The sequence below is a fragment of the Streptomyces mangrovisoli genome, assembly GCF_000974985.2.
GTDB lineage: Bacteria > Actinomycetota > Actinomycetes > Streptomycetales > Streptomycetaceae > Streptomyces > Streptomyces mangrovisoli.
On sequence record NZ_LAVA02000022.1, the window covers coordinates 1 to 15,283 of the forward strand.

Annotated in this window: 15 protein-coding genes and 1 tRNA gene; 9 read left to right on the forward strand and 7 right to left on the reverse strand. The window is 72.8% G+C overall.

Going from position 1 to position 15,283, the window contains the following annotated elements:
• From WN71_RS11160 to WN71_RS11175, 4 genes are all read left to right on the forward strand, one after another.
• On the forward strand, window positions 1-1,293 hold a 1,293-nt coding region (locus WN71_RS11160), incomplete at its 5' end, for an acyl-CoA dehydrogenase family protein (RefSeq protein ID WP_420856491.1).
• The gene (locus WN71_RS11165; RefSeq protein ID WP_046588348.1) at window positions 1,290-1,805 is read left to right on the forward strand and encodes a nuclear transport factor 2 family protein; all 516 of its coding nucleotides are present in this window, start codon (window positions 1,290-1,292) and stop codon (window positions 1,803-1,805) included. The genes WN71_RS11160 and WN71_RS11165, both read left to right, overlap by 4 nt.
• Window positions 1,806-1,810: 5 nt before the next feature.
• A complete protein-coding gene (locus WN71_RS11170) occupies window positions 1,811-3,163 on the forward strand; it encodes an acyl-CoA dehydrogenase family protein (protein WP_079177806.1) in 1,353 nt (450 codons plus the stop codon).
• 120 nt (window positions 3,164-3,283) lie between these two features.
• Window positions 3,284-4,624: an MFS transporter gene (locus WN71_RS11175; RefSeq protein WP_046588352.1), complete on the forward strand. Its 1,341-nt coding sequence runs from the start codon at window positions 3,284-3,286 to the stop codon at window positions 4,622-4,624.
• 81 nt (window positions 4,625-4,705) lie between these two features.
• On the opposite strand, the gene WN71_RS11180 is transcribed toward WN71_RS11175, so the two are convergent.
• Both WN71_RS11180 and WN71_RS11185 read right to left on the reverse strand, forming a co-directional pair.
• Window positions 4,706-4,779 (reverse strand) — tRNA-Pro (locus tag WN71_RS11180).
• 45 nt (window positions 4,780-4,824) lie between these two features.
• On the reverse strand, window positions 4,825-6,252 hold the full coding sequence (locus WN71_RS11185) for an MFS transporter (protein ID WP_046588355.1): 1,428 nt from the start codon (window positions 6,250-6,252) through the stop codon (window positions 4,825-4,827).
• Window positions 6,253-6,443: 191 nt separating this feature from the next.
• Here WN71_RS11185 and WN71_RS11190 point away from each other — a divergent pair, with 191 nt between their 5' ends.
• Window positions 6,444-7,022 carry a TetR/AcrR family transcriptional regulator gene (locus WN71_RS11190; protein ID WP_046588357.1) on the forward strand — a complete coding sequence of 193 codons (579 nt, stop codon included), beginning with the start codon at window positions 6,444-6,446 and terminating at the stop codon, window positions 7,020-7,022.
• Window positions 7,023-7,041: 19 nt separating this feature from the next.
• Here the strand turns inward: WN71_RS11190 and WN71_RS11195 are convergent, their stop codons facing one another.
• Complete coding sequence (locus WN71_RS11195; protein ID WP_046588359.1) at window positions 7,042-8,244, reverse strand: serine hydrolase domain-containing protein; 1,203 nt, start codon at window positions 8,242-8,244, stop codon at window positions 7,042-7,044.
• A gap of 137 nt (window positions 8,245-8,381) precedes the next feature.
• A complete protein-coding gene (locus tag WN71_RS11200) occupies window positions 8,382-8,903 on the reverse strand; it encodes a hypothetical protein (RefSeq protein ID WP_046588360.1) in 522 nt (173 codons plus the stop codon).
• Window positions 8,904-9,045: 142 nt separating this feature from the next.
• Between WN71_RS11200 and WN71_RS11205 the strand changes: the two genes are divergently transcribed.
• The gene (locus tag WN71_RS11205) at window positions 9,046-9,390 is read left to right on the forward strand and encodes a cupin domain-containing protein (RefSeq protein WP_046588364.1); all 345 of its coding nucleotides are present in this window, start codon (window positions 9,046-9,048) and stop codon (window positions 9,388-9,390) included.
• Here the strand turns inward: WN71_RS11205 and WN71_RS11210 are convergent.
• Complete coding sequence (locus tag WN71_RS11210; RefSeq protein WP_046588366.1) at window positions 9,380-10,393, reverse strand: LacI family DNA-binding transcriptional regulator; 1,014 nt, start codon at window positions 10,391-10,393, stop codon at window positions 9,380-9,382. The genes WN71_RS11205 and WN71_RS11210 overlap by 11 nt on opposite strands.
• A gap of 143 nt (window positions 10,394-10,536) precedes the next feature.
• Here WN71_RS11210 and WN71_RS11215 point away from each other — a divergent pair, with 143 nt between their 5' ends.
• From WN71_RS11215 to WN71_RS11225, 3 genes are all read left to right on the forward strand, one after another.
• Window positions 10,537-11,691 (forward strand): Gfo/Idh/MocA family protein, encoded by a 1,155-nt coding sequence (locus WN71_RS11215; RefSeq protein WP_046588368.1) that lies wholly within the window; start codon window positions 10,537-10,539, stop codon window positions 11,689-11,691.
• 166 nt (window positions 11,692-11,857) lie between these two features.
• Window positions 11,858-12,634 (forward strand): SDR family oxidoreductase, encoded by a 777-nt coding sequence (locus tag WN71_RS11220; protein WP_046588370.1) that lies wholly within the window; start codon window positions 11,858-11,860, stop codon window positions 12,632-12,634.
• A 47-nt stretch (window positions 12,635-12,681) separates the two neighbouring features.
• A complete protein-coding gene (locus tag WN71_RS11225) occupies window positions 12,682-13,689 on the forward strand; it encodes a Gfo/Idh/MocA family protein (protein ID WP_046588372.1) in 1,008 nt (335 codons plus the stop codon).
• Between the two features lie 25 nt (window positions 13,690-13,714).
• On the opposite strand, the gene WN71_RS11230 is transcribed toward WN71_RS11225, so the two are convergent.
• Entirely contained in the window at window positions 13,715-14,515 is an 801-nt protein-coding gene (locus WN71_RS11230) for an SDR family oxidoreductase (RefSeq protein ID WP_079177807.1), read from the reverse strand.
• A complete protein-coding gene (locus WN71_RS11235) occupies window positions 14,512-15,255 on the reverse strand; it encodes a TetR/AcrR family transcriptional regulator (RefSeq protein ID WP_046588375.1) in 744 nt (247 codons plus the stop codon). Before WN71_RS11235 ends, WN71_RS11230 begins: the two co-directional genes overlap by 4 nt.
• Window positions 15,256-15,283 lie beyond the last annotated feature (28 nt).

Consider the following 15,283-nt stretch of genomic DNA (forward strand, 5'->3'; position numbering starts at 1 on the left):
CCCGCCGCCCCCGTGGCCTCCCCCTGGATCACCGGGGAGGGGCGCCTGATCCGCGACCGGGTGCGAGAACTGATCCCGCTGATCCGCTCCCGGGCCCGGGAGGGCGAACAGATCGGGGCCCTGACCCCCGAGGTGCTCCAGGCGATCGACGACGCCGGTGTGTTCCGTATGTCCATGCCGGTCGAGTGGGGCGGGTACGGGCTCGGGGCGCGGGACCTGGTCGAGGTGATCGCCGCGCTCAGCGAGGGCGACGGTTCCGCGGGATGGGCCGGGTTCGTCGGCGTCGGCGTCAAGAACGTGCTCGCGATGGACGAGCAGGTCGTCGACGAGGTGCGTGCCGAGACCGCGGACCGGGTCGGTCCGGCCGTCGTGGGCGCCTCCGTGTTCGCGACGAAGGTCGGCGCCGCCCGGCCCGTCGAGGGCGGCTGGATGGTCAAGGGCCAGTGGGCCTTCGGCAGTTGCTGCAAGCACGCGAACTGGTCGCTGGTCGGCGTCGAGTACGACCCCGAGGCCGGCGGCGGCAGCGGGCGCGGCATGGCCGCGCTCCGCCGCGAGCAGTACGAGATCCTCGACGACTGGCACGTCATGGGTCTTTCGGGATCGGCCAGCAACAGCCTGCGCGTGCGGGACGAGGTGTTCGTCCCGGCCCACCGCTTCATCGACCTGGGTGAGTTCCCGCCGCGGCTGCAGCGGATACGCGACCGCTACACGGGCTTCGGGTACGGGCAGCACGGTCTGGCGCTGCTGCTCTGCGCGACGCTCGCGAACCTCGCGATCACCCTGGGCATGGCGCGGGGAGCGCTCGACTGCTTCGCCGAACAGGCCACCCGGCGCAAGCCGTTCACGCTGCCCTACCCCACGATCGGCGACATGGCGTCCGCCCAGGTCGCGGCGGGCAAGGCGGTGGCGATGATCAACGTCGCCGCGGCGACCATCGAGGGCGCGGCCGACCAGATCGACGCCCGCACCGCGGAGGGACTCGACTTCACCCCGCAGGAGGAGTCCGAGATCAGCCTCTCCGTCGCGTACGCCGCCAACCTGTGCGAGGACGCGATCAACCTCCTCCAGAAGACGATCGGTTCGTCCACGGTCGCGCTGTCCAACCCGATCCAGCGGTTCGTCCGCGACGCCCGCGTGCTCACCTCGCACGGCGCGATCCGCATCGACCCGCTGGCGGAGCAGAACGGGCGCCGGGTCCTCGGCCTGCCCCCCTTCCCCATGATCGGCGGCGCCGTCCCCGAGCGCCGCGCCACCTCCGACCTTCCCAACGACAAGGAGTCCGTGCGCGCATGAACGACTTCAGCGTCATCGACGGTGTCGCCCGCATCCACGATCCCGAGCTCTACGGGACCTGGCTCGACCGGGAGGACTACAAGGCCGCCGTCGCGCAGGCCGACACCCCCGAACGGACCGCCGTGAAGCGTCTGTTGATCGACTTCGAGGCGGACCTCGCCCGCATGGTGCGCGACGGCACGGTCCAGGAGGACGTCGTCGACGTGCTGAAGCGGTACGTCGTCGAGGACTACGTCCAGCACGACCCGAACACGCCCGGCGACGGCCTGGACAACCTCATCGAACACTTCCGCCATGTCCCGACCGGCAACGGCACCCCGCCCCCGGTGGTGAACGTGACCCTGGACGGCGATCTGGCGTGCGTGATGATGAAGCAGCCGCTGCCGGATCCGGCGGCCCCCGAGGAGACGTACGACTGGTACATCCTCACGGTGTTCCGTGTGCGGGACGGCAAACTCGCCGAGCACTGGAGCGCGTTCCGCAAGATGTCCGCGCCGCTGCCCGGGGAGTGAGGACCATGACAACGCCATCCGTGCGCAGGTTCCCCGAGTCCCCCTATCTCACCGAGGAGGGACGGCGCATGCGGGACGCGGTGCGCGAGGCGGCGCCGGGCCTCGCCGAACGCGCCCGCGAGGGAGAGCTGTTGGGCACCCTCGCGCCCGAGACGGTCAAGGTGCTGCACGAGATCGGGGTGTTCCGCATCACCGTCCCGGTGGAGCTGGGCGGGTTCGCCTTCGGTGCCCGCGACACCATGGAACTGGTGCGTGAGCTCGGACGCGTGGACGGGTCGGCCGGCTGGACGGCCATCGTCTCCAGCGCGTCCCGCAGCGCGCTCGCCCTCGGCGACCGGGTGCGGGACGAGGTCTTCGCCGACGTCGGGACCTGGCAGGGGCCGATCATGTTCGGCGCCACCGTCTTCGCGCCGAAGGTCGGCGACGGACGCCGGGTCGAGGGCGGCTACCTGGTCAAGGGCCGCTGGGCGTTCGGCAGCAGCTGCAGGATCGCGAAGTGGGGCTCGGTCGGTTTCGAGTACGACGACGAAGCGACCGGCGAGCGGCGCCGCGCGATGGCCCTGCTGTCCCGGGACCAGTTCACGATCGTCGACGACTGGCAGGTCATGGGCATGAGCGCCACGTCGAGCAACAGCGTGCGGGCCGACGAGGAGGTGTTCGTCCCCGAGTACCGGGTCATCCACATGCAGGACATGATGATCCGGATGGAGGCCCTCCGAGGGACGTACCAGGGACTCGGATTCATGCACTCGGCGACGGGGACCATGGTCGCCACGACGACCGCCTTCGCGGCGCTCGCGCTGGGCATGACCGAGGGCGCGCTCACCGCCTTCGTCGAACAGGCCGCCAGGCGGCCGCCGTTCAACCTGCCGTATCCGACCATGGCCGACATGGCGTCGATCCAGGTCGTGGCGGGGAAGGCGCGGGCCGTCGTCAACACGGCCGCGGCGGTCGTCGAACGCCAGGCGGACGAGATCGACCGGCGCGCGCTGGCGGGCGAGGACTTCCACCCGTGGGACGAGCCGGAGATCACGATGGACCTCGTCCATCAGATCCACGCCTGCCTCCAGGTGATCGACGGGCTGCAACTGGCGCTCGGTTCCTCGACCGTGGGCCTGCACAACCCGATCCAGCGCTTCGTCCGGGACGTGCATGTGCTGGCGACCCACGGCGCGTTCCGGATCGACCCCATGGCCGAGATCAACGGCCGGGACCTCTTCGGCCGGGAGCCGCTCCCGGTGCTGGCCGCCCTCGGCGCGCCGCCCCCCGGCGGGACACCCCCCGCCGGGACGCCCCCGCCGCCGGCCCGGCCCCCGGCCGGTGCCGGCCTCCCCGTACCGGTGCCGCGACCCGCCTGACGGTCCGTGGTCCCACGCCCCGTCGGCCTCCTTCCCGAGCCGATCCGCCGACGGGGCGCCTCGGCAACACCTCTCGTCGCGCCGAAGGGGTCGCGACGTATCCGCAACGGAGGCTTTTCCATGACCACTTCCGTGCCGGCGGGCGACTTCGTCCCGCCTCCGTCCACGGCCGGCTGGCGGCCGTACCTCGTCGATCTCTGGAAGGCGCCGGCGAGGGCCAGGGCCGCGCTGGCGGGCAGTCTCCTCCTCATGCTGGTGAGCCCGTCCGGGCTCTCCGCCATGACGACGTACATCGTGCCGGCGTTCTCGAGGGACACCGGCACCCGGCCGGCCGACGGCATTCTCGTGTTCGTGACCCTTCCCCTGCTGGTCGGGCCCGTCGTCCTGCCCTTCGCGGGCCGCCTGACGGACCGGCTGGGCGCCCGCAGGGTCGCGGTCCCGGCGGGGGTCGCGTACGCCGCGACGACGGCCCTCGTCCCGCTGTGCGCCCCGAGCGTGCCACTGGTGGCGGTCATGCTGATCCTGGCGGCCGTCTGCGGCTTCATGGCGAGCCTCGGTGTCGTCTTCAAGGTGGTCTCCACCTGGCTGCCGCAGCACAAGGGGGTCGGATTCGCGCTCATCGGCGTCGTGTCCAGCCTCGGCGCCGCGGTGTTCTCGCCGGTGTTCCAGTGGCTGATCAGCGGCGGCGGGGGCCTCGGCTGGAAGGGGACCTACTTCGTCGCCGCCGGGCTGATCGCGGTCGTGGCGCTGCCGACCGCCCTGTTCCTCGTCTCGGAACCGGCGGTGCCGACGGCGGTGCCGACGAAAGCCCCGCCACCGCTTCCCGGAGTGGAGCTGCGCAAGGCGCTGTCGACCCGCGTCTGGATCTCGATCACGGTCGCCCTCGCCCTCGCGGCGGCCGGCACGATGACCATGCGGCAGATAGCGGTCGACTTCTTCGGCGAGCGCGGATTCTCCGAGGCGACGGTCTCCCTCGCGGTGTCCGGGCTGTTCACGGCGTCCGTCGTGGGACTGTTCGTCGGCGGCCTCGCGCTGGACCGGACCGACCGGCCCTGGGTGGTGGTCCCGATGCTCGCGGCGGTGCCGGCCGGACTCCTCGTCGGATTCCTCGACCACGGCTCGACGCCCCTGCTGTACGTCACCATGTTCCTTCTCGGCTTCGCGTACGGCGCCGAGTCGGCGCTGGGCCCGTTCCTGATCGCGCGGTACTTCGGACTCGCCGCGTTCGGGCAGTTGCAGGGCCTGACGCTGGCGATCGCCACCCTGTCGCTCGGCCTGGCGCCGTACCTGGTCAGCGCGGCGGAGGGCTGGACCGGAAGCTACACCGGACCCGTGCTCACCCTGCTCGTGCTGACGCTGGCGGCGGTCGTCCTCACCGCCCTGCTCCCGAAGTTCCCGCCCGCCTGGGACACCGGCCGCACCCCCGACCGGACCACCGAACGGACCACCGATCCGGTGTGACGAGGGCGCGGGGTCCCCGGAAACGACCGAGGGTGTGTGCCGGAATCCTCCGGCACACACCCTGACCTGTGACCTCACAAGTCGGGACGACAGGATTTGAACCTGCGACCCCTTGACCCCCAGTCAAGTGCGCTACCAAGCTGCGCCACGTCCCGGCCCGCTGCCACGCGGGGTTGCCCGCGTGATCGCGCAGGTCAACCCTACCGTACGCGGACCGGGACCTCGGGCGTTCCGGCCGCCACCGGGGTGCCGAGGCGGGTGGGGCGGCCGACCGGGACGAGGAGGGCGGCCAGGGCCGCGCCCGCGCACAGGACGGCGAGCAGGGTGAAGCCGTGGGTGTAGCCGGAGTCGTAGGGCAGGCCCGAGGGCTGGAGGCGGCCCGTGACCAGGACGCTGGTGACCGCGGCGCCGATGGAGCCGCCGATGGTGCGGATGTTGGCGTTCATGCCGGTCGCGGCTCCGGTCTGCTCCGGCGGTACGGCGCCCACGATCAGGTTGGCCATCGAGGCGAAGGCGAGGCCGATACCCAGGCCGAACACGCCCGCGACGGCGGCGATCTGCCACTGCGCGTCGTGCCACAGGGCGAGGAAGCCGAGGGCGACGGCGCCGAGCGCGGCCCCCGTGGTGAGCAGCGTCTTGGCGCCGAGGACCGGCTCCAGGCGGCCGCTCAGGACGCCCGAGAGGAACATCGCGAGCAGCATGGGCAGCATGAGCAGACCCGAGGCGGTGACGCTCGCGCCGAAGCCGTATCCGGCGCTCGACGGCGTCTGGACGAAGCCCGGCAGGAAGGACCAGATCGCGTACATGCCCGCGCCGAACAGCAGCGCGGCCGCGTTGGTGGTCCACACGGCGGGCAGCCGCAGCACGCGCAGGTCGATCAGCGGGGTGCGCGAGCGGGCCTCGCTGCGCAGCCACAGCGCGAACAGCGCGGCCGCGGCGGCGAACAGGCCGATCACCCGGGCCGAGCCCCAGCCCCACTGCCCGGCCTCGCTGAGCGGCAGCAGCAGCGCCACCAGCCAGGCGGAGAGGAGTACGGCGCCGCGCCAACTGACCTTGCCCTGGGCGCGGTTGGGTGACTCGGGGACGTAGCGCAGGGCGATGAGCACGGTGATCGCGACGATCCCGACGGGCAGCCAGAACAGCCAGCGGTAGTCCAGCGCGCTGACGATGGGTCCGGCGGCGACCATGCCGACGCCGCCGCCCGCCGCGATCACGGCGGACAGGTTGCTGATGGAGCCGCTCACCTCGGCGGCGGCGAACTCGTCGCGGATGATGCCGAAGGAGAGTGGGAAGAGGGCGCCGCCGACGCCCTGGACGACCCGGGCGACGATCAGCACGCCGATGTTCGGCGCGAGCGCGGCGACGAGACACCCGACGAGCACGGCCGCCAGTACCGCGACCAGGGTGCGCTTCTTGCCCATGAGGTCGCCGACCCGGCCGAGGATCGGGGTGAAGACCGAGGCGGACAGCAGGTAGGCCGTCATCACCCAGGTCGCGGTGGACTGTGACGTGTGCAGTGCGTGCTGGACGGTCGGCAGGGCCGGCGCTATCAGCGACTGGAGCATGGAGAACACGCCCGCGCCGGTCGCGAGGACCGCGAACGTCAGGCGGGTGGACTTGCGGGGCATGAAAAGGCCTCTCCGAACGGTTCGCGGCCGCGTCGGACGGTCCGACGGTCGCCGCGAGGGGAGGAGTGTGGGAGTGCGTGGGGGTACGAAGGGGGCGCGCGCGGCCCCGCCACTGTTAAAGTGGAGGTACCCCTCCACTGTAGCGGAGGTACCCCTCCGTTTCAACCCGTAGCGCCCCCTGGGAGGCAGCAGTGACGCCCCAGTCGTTCCCGGTCGGCGAGATCGTCGCGTCCCGGCGCCCGCACCGTAAGGACGCGGCCCGCAACTACGACGCCCTGATCGCGGCCGCGCGCGAGGCGTTCGCGCAGCACGGGGCGGAGGCGTCGCTGGAGGACGTCGCCCGGCGCGCTGGCGTCGGCATCGGCACGCTGTACCGGAACTTCCCCACCCGCCGCGACCTCTTCGAGTCCGTCTACGCGGACGAGGTGAACGCGCTGGTCCGGGCGGCCGCCGAGGTGGCGGACCGGGAACCGTGGGAGGCGCTGACGGCCTGGCTGAAGCGGTTCACCGAGTACATGGTGACCAAGCGGGCCGTACGGGAGGCGCTGGACGACGAGTCGGAGATCTTCCAGGCGTGCCGGGACTCGATGTACGCGGCGGGCGGCCCGCTCCTCGACCGGGCGCAGGCGGCGGGCCTGGCCCGCACCGACATGGACTTCTCCGACCTGCTGCGGCTGGTCGCGGGCGTCCTCGGCACCACCTTCGACGACGACGTCCAGCGCGACCGCGTGCTCGCGATCGCGCTGGACGGGGTGCGGACGGGAGGCTGACCTCCGAGAAGCCGGCCGGTCAGTTGGTCAGCGGGTTGTCCGGGGCCAGGGCCTGGGAGATGCGCTCGGCGATCGTGACCGCGGTGTTGTCGCTCGGGGCGTTCGGGCCGGTCGTCGTGGACACCGCGATCGCGAGCCGCTGTTCGGGCAGGTACGCCTGGATCGCCGCGTAGCCGGAGAACGACGGGTTCGACAGCACCCAGCCGTCCTTGTAGATCACGCCGAGCCCGAAGTGGGAGTCCGGCGTCTGCGGCAGGCAGATCGTCGCCGGGCAGTTCGCGGTCGGCTTGCCGAGGCCGACGGTGCCCGGGTCCAGCTGCGTCTTGTAGCCCTGCTCGGACAGCAGCTCGCCGGCGCCGATCCCCTCGGCCGACCGGGCCAGGTCGCAGATGTCCTGGGTCAGGACGGCGCCCGGCGCGGTGGTCCAGGACGGGTCCCAGTACGTGGACTCCTGGTTGATGTCGCCCACCACCTGGTAGGCGTGCAGCACGGGCGCGGGGATGGCGGGGGTGTAGCCGTTGCGGGTCTGGCGCAGATCCAGCGGGTCCATCACCCGCTCCTGGAGCAGGTGGTCGAGGCGGACGCCGGTGATCTTCTCCAGGGCGAGGCCCAGCAGCACGAAGTTGGCGTGCGAGTAGCTCCAGTTGGTGCCCGGCTCGTACCAGAGCGTGTGGCGGAAGGGGAAGGCGAGCAGTTCGCGCGGCGTCCAGTGCTTGAACGGGTGGGCGTTCAGCACCGCCAGGAACGCCGGGTCGGTGACGTAGTCGTGCAGCCCGGACGTGGAGGCGCCGAGCATCCGCAGGGTGATCTTCTTGCCGTGCGGCACCCACGGCAGCCAGCGGGAGACGGGGTCGTCCAGGCTCACCTTGCCCTCGTCGGCCAGCTGCGTCAGCACGGTGCCCATGTAGACGATGCCGACGGAGCCGGTGCGGAAGTGCATCGCCGGGGTGGCGGGCGCGCCGTACATCGACGTCCCGACGGCGTCCGTGACGACGTCCCGTCCGTCGATCGTGACCTTGACCAGGGCGGCCTTCAGGTCGAGGTCGCTCAGGGCGGCGCGGGTGATGCCGCGGACGGTGCGGGCCGCGCCGCCGGCGTGCTGCCCGGTGAGGACGCAGCCGCGCTCGGGGCGGGCGGCCGCGACGGCTCCGGTGGTCTGGAGGGTCACGGAGAGGAGGGCGACGGCGCAGAGCCACGCCGTACGAGTTCGGGCTCGGGTCATGGCCCACTATGGTCAGCGCGCGTCCCGCCCGACGGGCCCGACACTCCCCCGGGCACCCGGACGGCCGATCCACGTCAGGCGGCCGCGCACCGGGCCGCGGACGGGCCCGGGACGCCGCAACCGCGCCCTCCCGACGCTCACTTGATGAGGGCGTTCGCCACCACGACGACGACCCCGAGCAGCGCGTCACCCACGCCGATCGCCACGGCCGCCGGCCACTTGCGTGCCCCCGAGCGGGCGGTGACCAGGCCGAGGAGGAACAGGATGACGATGTTCAGCGCGAAGGCCGGGTACTCGACGTCCTTCGCGGGCCACCAGCCGAGCCCGGCGCCCACCAGCACCAGCACGGTCGGCAGCACCGCCACGACCAGCGGCCACTCCTCGCCGAGGATGCGCAGCACGTCCCAGCGGCGGTGCGGGGTGCGCTCGGCGATGTAGTGGGCGTAGCCGTGCGCGAGCGCCGAGGCGAAGGCGGTGACCAGGAGCCATGCGGCGTCGTAGCGGCGGCTGCTCTGCGTGGTGTGCCCGTAGTGGGTGAGCGCCGCGACCATCGAGCTGGCCAGCACGGAGCCGTAGACACCGCCGAAGAGCACGGCCTCACGGGTGTCGTGCCGGTGCGGCCGGTCCGGCCGCCGCGCGGTCGTCGCGGGGGTCGCCATGCCCTCAACGATCACCCGGGCCGCGCCAGGCCGCCATTCCGGCGGGCGCGGCGGTCCGGGCGACGATCTGTCCGCCCGTCCGCGCCGATACCCCACACAGTGTCGACGGCCGTCCGCCGTACGGCGTGGCTAGGGTCGGCGCATGACCCACAGCTTCGCTCTGCACGTGCCCGACGCCGTACTCGAACCCGAGCCCCTCGAACCGGAACAGATCGTCTCCGGTGAGCCGGTGGTGACCGGCACGGTGGTGTGGGAGTCGGACGACGGCCGCCAGGTGCGCGGGATCTGGCAGATCACCCCCGGGGTGGTCACCGACACGGAGGCGGACGAGGTGTTCGTCGTGCTGAGCGGTTCGGCCACCATCGAGGTCGAGGGCGGGCCCACGCTGCGGGTCGGACCCGGCGACATGGCGGTCCTGCGCGAGGGCGACCGTACGACGTGGACGGTGCACGAGACCCTGCGGAAGGTGTACGCCATCAATCTGTGACCGGGGCCGGCGGCCTCCCCGTCGTCCCCCTGACCCGCAGCGCCGGTGTCGAGAGCAGGACCCGGCCCGCTTCCCCGGGCCGGGCCAGCCGGTCGAGGAGGCAGCGCGCCGCCCGGCGGCCGACCTCGTGGCCCGCGGCGTCGACCGTGGTGAGCCAGACGTGCCGCAGCCGCGCGATGTTCGTGTCGTCGTAGCCCGTGACGGACAGGTCGCGCGGCACTTCGAGGCCCAGTTCGGCGGCGGCGGACAGCGCGCCGACCGCGGTGATGTCGTTGACCGCGCAGAGCGCGGTGGGCCGTTCGGCGCGGCCCAGCAGCCGTACGGTGGCGCGGTAGCCGCCCTCCTCCGTCATGTCGCCGGGCTCGACCAGCGCCGTGCCGTCGAGGCCGTGCGCCCGCATGGTGGCCTCGAAGCTGCGCCGGCGCAGCTCGCCGACGGCGCCGTAGCCCGCGATGTGCGCGATCCGGCGGTGGCCGAGGCCGATGAGGTGCTCGGTGACCAGACGGGCGCCGTGCTCGTCGTCGGCCGCGACCGTGTCGACACCCGGCGGCACCGCCTCGCGGGCGCCCGCGACGACGACCGGGATGCGGGCGGCGACCGGTCCGAGGGCGGCGGGATCGGGCAGCGTGCCGACCACGACCAGGCCGTCGGCCTGGAGGTCCAGGAAGGGTCCCGCGAGGTCGTGTCCGGCCCGGCGGCTGAGCCGGGCGTCGGCGAGCAGCATGTGCAGTCCGCTCGCGTGGAGCAGCGGGTTCAGGCCGTCGAGGAGGTCCACGTACCAGGGGTTGCGCAGGTCGTTCAGGAGCACGCCGACGGTGCGGGTGCGCTGCTCGCTGAGGCTGCGCGCGGCCGCGTTCGGCCGGTAGCCGAGCTCGCGCACGGCCCGCAGCACCGCCTCGCGCTTCTCCGGCCGCACCTGCTCGGAGCCGCGCAGCACGAGCGAGACCAGCGACTTCGACACCCCGGCCCGGTCGGCCACGTCGCGGATGGTCGGCGCTCTCATGGACGGACCGTTTCCTGCGGCATGGGTGGACCGTTCCATGAGGAGTGGCGCCCTGTCAAAGAGCTTGACACGTGCGGGAACCCGTCACAGTGTGGGTCGAAGAGGAAATGGACCGGTCCAAAGAAGTCGTGGGAAGGGCTGTCATGGTGGAGACACTCGGGGTGGCGGTCGTCGGGTTCGGCTGGATGGGCCGGGTGCACACCCGGGCGTACGCCCGCCTCCCGCACCATTTCCCCGGGCTCGGCCTGCGTCCGAAGCTGGTGACGGTGGCCGAGGAGGTCGCGGACCGGGCGGCGGAGGCGGCCGCGCACTACGGCTTCGAGTCGGCCACCCGCGACTGGCGGGAGGTGGCCGCCGATCCGCGGGTGGCGGCGGTGAGCATCACCGCGCCCAACTTCCTGCACCGCGAGATCGGTGTCGCCATGGCCGAGGCGGGCAAGCACATCTGGATCGAGAAGCCGGTGGGCCTGACCGCGGGGGACGCCCGCGCGGTCGCGGACGCGGTGGCGAAGGCGGGCGTGCGGGGCACGGTCGGCTTCAACTACCGCAACGCGCCCGCCGTCGAGGCCGCCCGGTCCTTGATCGCCTCCGGCGGGATCGGCACGGTCACCCATGTCCGCATCCGCCTGTTCAGCGACTACGCCGCCCATCCGGAGTCCGCGCTGACCTGGCGGTACGAGCGGGAACGCGGGGGCAGCGGGGTCCTCGGCGACCTGGCCTCGCACGGCGTGGACCTCGCCCGGTACCTGCTCGGCGACATCGCCGCACTGACCGCCGACACCGCGATCTTCGTGCCGGAGCGGGCCCGGCCGGCCGGCGCCACCGCCGGCCACACCCGGGCCGCGGGCGGCACGCTCGGCCCGGTCGAGAACGAGGACTACGTCGGCTGCCTGCTGCGCTTCGCCTCCGGCGCGCGGGGCGTGCTGGAGGCGAGCCGGATCTCCGTCGGCGAGCAGAACACCTACGGCTTCGAGGTGCACGGCACCACGGGCGCGGTCTTCTGGGACTTCCGCCGCATGGGCGAGCTGCGGGTCGGCACCGGCACGGGCTACCAGGACCAGCCCGTCAGCACGGTCCATGTCGGCCCGGGGGCGGGCGAGTTCGCCGCCTTCCAGCCCGGCGCGGCGAACGCGATGGGCTACGACGACCTCAAGGTGATCGAGGCCCACCGCTTCCTGCGCTCGATCGCCGAGGGCAGGCCGTACGGCGCCACGCCCGAGGACGCGGTGCGGGCCGCGGAGGTGCTGGACGCGATGGCGCGGTCCGCCGCGAGCGGGACCTGGGTGACGTTGGCGTAGGCCATGGGGGGCGGCGGACGAACCGCCGAACGCCAGGGGCTTGATGGGTTTTTGATGGCTTCCTGCCGATTGTCCGCAGGGTTTGTCATGACAAGAATGGCAACGCCGCGGTCGTCCGGACATCGGTCAAGAGACCCATCGATCAAGAGACTGGGGGCGGGACTTCATGGGACTTCTCGACGGCAAGGCCGTCCTCGTCAACGGCGGCACCCAGGGGATCGGCGCCGCCGTCGCGCGGGCCGCGGTCCGCGAGGGGGCCGTCGTCGCCGTCACCGGGCGGCGCCCCGGGCCGGGCGAGGCGCTGGTCGCCGAGCTGACCGAGGCGGGCGGCAAGGCGCGGTTCGTCCGCGCCGACCTCTCCGACGCGGAGCAGGCCAGGGCGTCCGTCCGGGAGACGGTCGAGACCTACGGCCGGATCGACTGCCTGGTGAACTCCGCCGGGCTGACCTCCCGCGGCACCCTGCTCGACACCACGCCCGACCTGTTCGACGCGCACATCGCGGTCAACCTCAAGGGACCGTTCTTCGCCATGCAGGCGGCGGTCGCGGACATGGTGGCCCGCAAGGCACCCGGCACGATCGTCAACATCATCACCTCCTCCGCGCACGGCGGGCAGCCGTTCCTCACGCCGTACGTCACCGCCAAGGCCGGGCTCATGGGCCTCACCCGCAACGCGGCGCACGCGCACCGCTGGGACCGCGTCCGGATCAACGGCCTGAACATCGGCTGGACCGCGACGGAGGGCGAGGACGCCACCCAGCGCGCCTTCCACGGCGCCGGGGACGACTGGCGCGAACAGGCCGCGGAGCGGCTGCCGCTCGGCAGGCTCGGCCGGCCCGACGAGATCGCCGACTTCGTCGTCCTGCTGCTGTCGGAGCGCTCGGGCGTCGTCACCGGATCGGTCATCGACTGGGACCAGAACGTCCTCGGCGGCCTCGACTGACTCTTCTCGCCCACACCCCACCCGCTCGACCTAGGAGCCGCACCCTCATGCGCATCGGAATCCTCGGCCTCGGCCGTATCGGCGCCTTCCACGCCGAGACCCTGTCCGGGCTGGACGCCGTCGAGTCGCTCGTCGTCGCCGATCCGTTCGCCGACGCGGCCAAGGCCGCCGCGGAGCGGTTCGGGGCCGAGGTCGCGGACTCGCCCGAGGCGATGCTGGCCGCCGGGGTGGACGGCATCGTGGTGGCGGCGGCCACCGACGCCCACCCCGGACTGATCCTCGCGGGCGTCGGCGCGGGCGTCCCGGTCTTCTGCGAGAAGCCCGTCGCCCGCACGACGGCGGAGGGCGTCGAGGTGCTGCGGGCCGTCCGGGACGGGGGCGTGCCGATCCAGATCGGCTACAACCGCCGCTTCGACGCCGGGTTCGCCGCCGCGCGGGCCGCGGTGCTCGGCGGGGAGCTGGGACCGCTGCACACCGTCCGCTCGACGACCCTCGACCCGGCCCCGCCGCCGGCCGCGTACATCGCCGCCTCCGGCGGCATCTTCCGCGACTGCTCGGTGCACGACTTCGACATCATCCGCTGGGTGACGGGTCGCGAGGTGCGCGAGGTGTACGCCGTCGGCGGCAACCGCGGCGCCGGGTACATCGCGGAGGCCGGCGACGCCGACACCACCGGCGCGCTCCTGACCCTCGACGACGGCACGATCGCGGTCGTCTCCAACTCCCGTCACAACGGCCTGGGTTACGACGTACGCATGGAGCTGCACGGCTTCCGGGACTCGATCGCGGTGGGCCTGGAGGACAAGCTCCCGCTGCGCTCGGTGGAGCCCGGGGTCGGCTTCCCGGCGGGCACCCCGCACGACTTCTTCATGGACCGCTTCGCCGACGCCTACCGCGCCGAACTCACCGCGTTCACCGAGGTCGTGGCCGGCACCCGGCCGTCCCCTTGCACGATCGAGGACGCGCTGGAGGCCGGCTGGATCGCGGAGGCCGCCACCCTGTCCCTCGCGGAGCACCGGCCGGTGACGGTTGCGGAGGTCCGCGAGGGCGCCTGACGTGCCGTCATGTTCCTTTCGCCGGTCAGGCGACTCCGCCGTTCGTGAACAGGACCTGCCCGTTGATCCAGCGGGCGGGTCCGGCGAGGAACGCCACCGTCTCCGCGATGTCCTCGGGGGTGCCGAGGCGCTCCAGCGGGGCCGCCTTCGCGAGGCCGTCGATCGCGGCCTGGTCCTTGCCGTCGAGGAACAGGGGCGTGGCGGTGGGGCCGGGCGCGACGGCGTTCACCGTGATGTCCCTGCCGCGCAGTTCGCGCGCGAGGACGAGGGTCATGCCCTCCACGGCGGCCTTGCTCGCCGCGTAGGCGCCGTAGGACGGGAACCGGAGGCGGGTGACGGAGGTCGAGAAGTTGACCAGCGCGCCGCCCGGCCGCAGCCGGCGGGCCGCCTGCTGGGACACCACGAACGTGCCGCGGATGTTGGTGCGGTGCATCCGGTCCAGGTCGTCGAGGTCCAGGGTGGCGATCGGCGAAAGGAGCATGATCCCGGCCGTGTTGACGACCACGTCAATGCCGCCGAACTCCCGTTCCACGGCGTCGAACGCCTCGCTCATGGCCCGCTCGTCGGCGACGTCGCCGCCGACGGCGACAGCCCGTCCGCCGGCCTCGGTGACGGCGGCGACCGTCTCGTCCGCGCGCGCCTTGTTGCCGGCGTAGTGGACGGCGACGGCGATGCCGTCCCGGGCCAGCCGCTCGACGACGGCCCGGCCGATGCCGCCGGAACCGCCGGTGACCAGGGCGACGCGGGCGGGCGCCTGCCGCGGGTGGATGTCGGTGTCGGTGTCGCTGCGGACATCCGTTCCGGCGGGGGTGTCGATGTCGGTCATGATGTCGTCCTGTCCTTCAAGTCTTCTGCGGGTGAGGGGCGTTCGGCCGGGTCGGCCGCGGGGATCCGGGTCAGCCACTCGCCGAACAGTGCGGACTCGGCCGCGGTGAAGGGTTCCGGGGTGAGGTCGCCGACCGAGGCGAGCAGGGTCGTCACGGCGGCGGCGCGCGCGTCCCCGGCCGGGTCGGCGGGGGTGGCGGGCCCGGCGAGGATCGCGGCGTGGATCGCGTCCCGGACGAGCGTCGACAGCGACGTGTCCGGGTACAGCCCGGGGCGGGTGATCAGTGAGAGGGACACGCCGGTGTTGGCCGACATGATCATGCGGGCGGCGGTCTCCGGCGCGACGCGCAGTCTGCCCTGGGCGGCGAGCCGGTCGAGGTCCTCGCGCAGGATGCGCATCGCCTCGGCGGCGGCCTCGGGGACGGCGCGCAGGCCGGGCGAGACCATCAGCGTGTAGGCGTGGGGGTGGGCCAGCGCGAACGCGGTGTGGCTGTCCCAGCCGGCGCGGATGTCCCGCAGCGGGTCCTCCGACTTGGCGGCGGCCCGCTTCATGCCGAGGTACTGGTCCCAGACGTGGTCGACGGTGGCCGCGAGCAGGCCGTCCTTGTCGCCGAACAGCCGGTACAGCACGGGTTGCTGCACACCGGCCGCCTCGCAGACGGCCCGGGTGGACACGTCCCCGGCGGGCGATTGCGCCAGCAGGGCGGCCGCGGCTTCGATTAGCGCTGCTCTCGTACTCACGTTATCGACGATAACAGTCGGGTGGAGC

Bases quoted from the DNA above. Each gene is read 5' to 3' on its own strand.
- WN71_RS11165 (WP_046588348.1), top strand. From the start codon at position 1,290: ATGAACGACTTCAGCGTCATCGACGGTGTCGCCCGCATCCACGATCCC.
- WN71_RS11170 (WP_079177806.1), top strand. From the start codon at position 1,811: ATGACAACGCCATCCGTGCGCAGGTTCCCCGAGTCCCCCTATCTCACC.
- WN71_RS11175 (WP_046588352.1), top strand. From the start codon at position 3,284: ATGACCACTTCCGTGCCGGCGGGCGACTTCGTCCCGCCTCCGTCCACG.
- WN71_RS11185 (WP_046588355.1), bottom strand. From the start codon at position 6,252: ATGCCCCGCAAGTCCACCCGCCTGACGTTCGCGGTCCTCGCGACCGGC.
- WN71_RS11195 (WP_046588359.1), bottom strand. From the start codon at position 8,244: ATGACCCGAGCCCGAACTCGTACGGCGTGGCTCTGCGCCGTCGCCCTC.
- WN71_RS11200 (WP_046588360.1), bottom strand. From the start codon at position 8,903: ATGGCGACCCCCGCGACGACCGCGCGGCGGCCGGACCGGCCGCACCGG.
- WN71_RS11205 (WP_046588364.1), top strand. From the start codon at position 9,046: ATGACCCACAGCTTCGCTCTGCACGTGCCCGACGCCGTACTCGAACCC.
- WN71_RS11210 (WP_046588366.1), bottom strand. From the start codon at position 10,393: ATGAGAGCGCCGACCATCCGCGACGTGGCCGACCGGGCCGGGGTGTCG.
- WN71_RS11215 (WP_046588368.1), top strand. From the start codon at position 10,537: ATGGTGGAGACACTCGGGGTGGCGGTCGTCGGGTTCGGCTGGATGGGC.
- WN71_RS11220 (WP_046588370.1), top strand. From the start codon at position 11,858: ATGGGACTTCTCGACGGCAAGGCCGTCCTCGTCAACGGCGGCACCCAG.
- WN71_RS11225 (WP_046588372.1), top strand. From the start codon at position 12,682: ATGCGCATCGGAATCCTCGGCCTCGGCCGTATCGGCGCCTTCCACGCC.
- WN71_RS11230 (WP_079177807.1), bottom strand. From the start codon at position 14,515: ATGACCGACATCGACACCCCCGCCGGAACGGATGTCCGCAGCGACACC.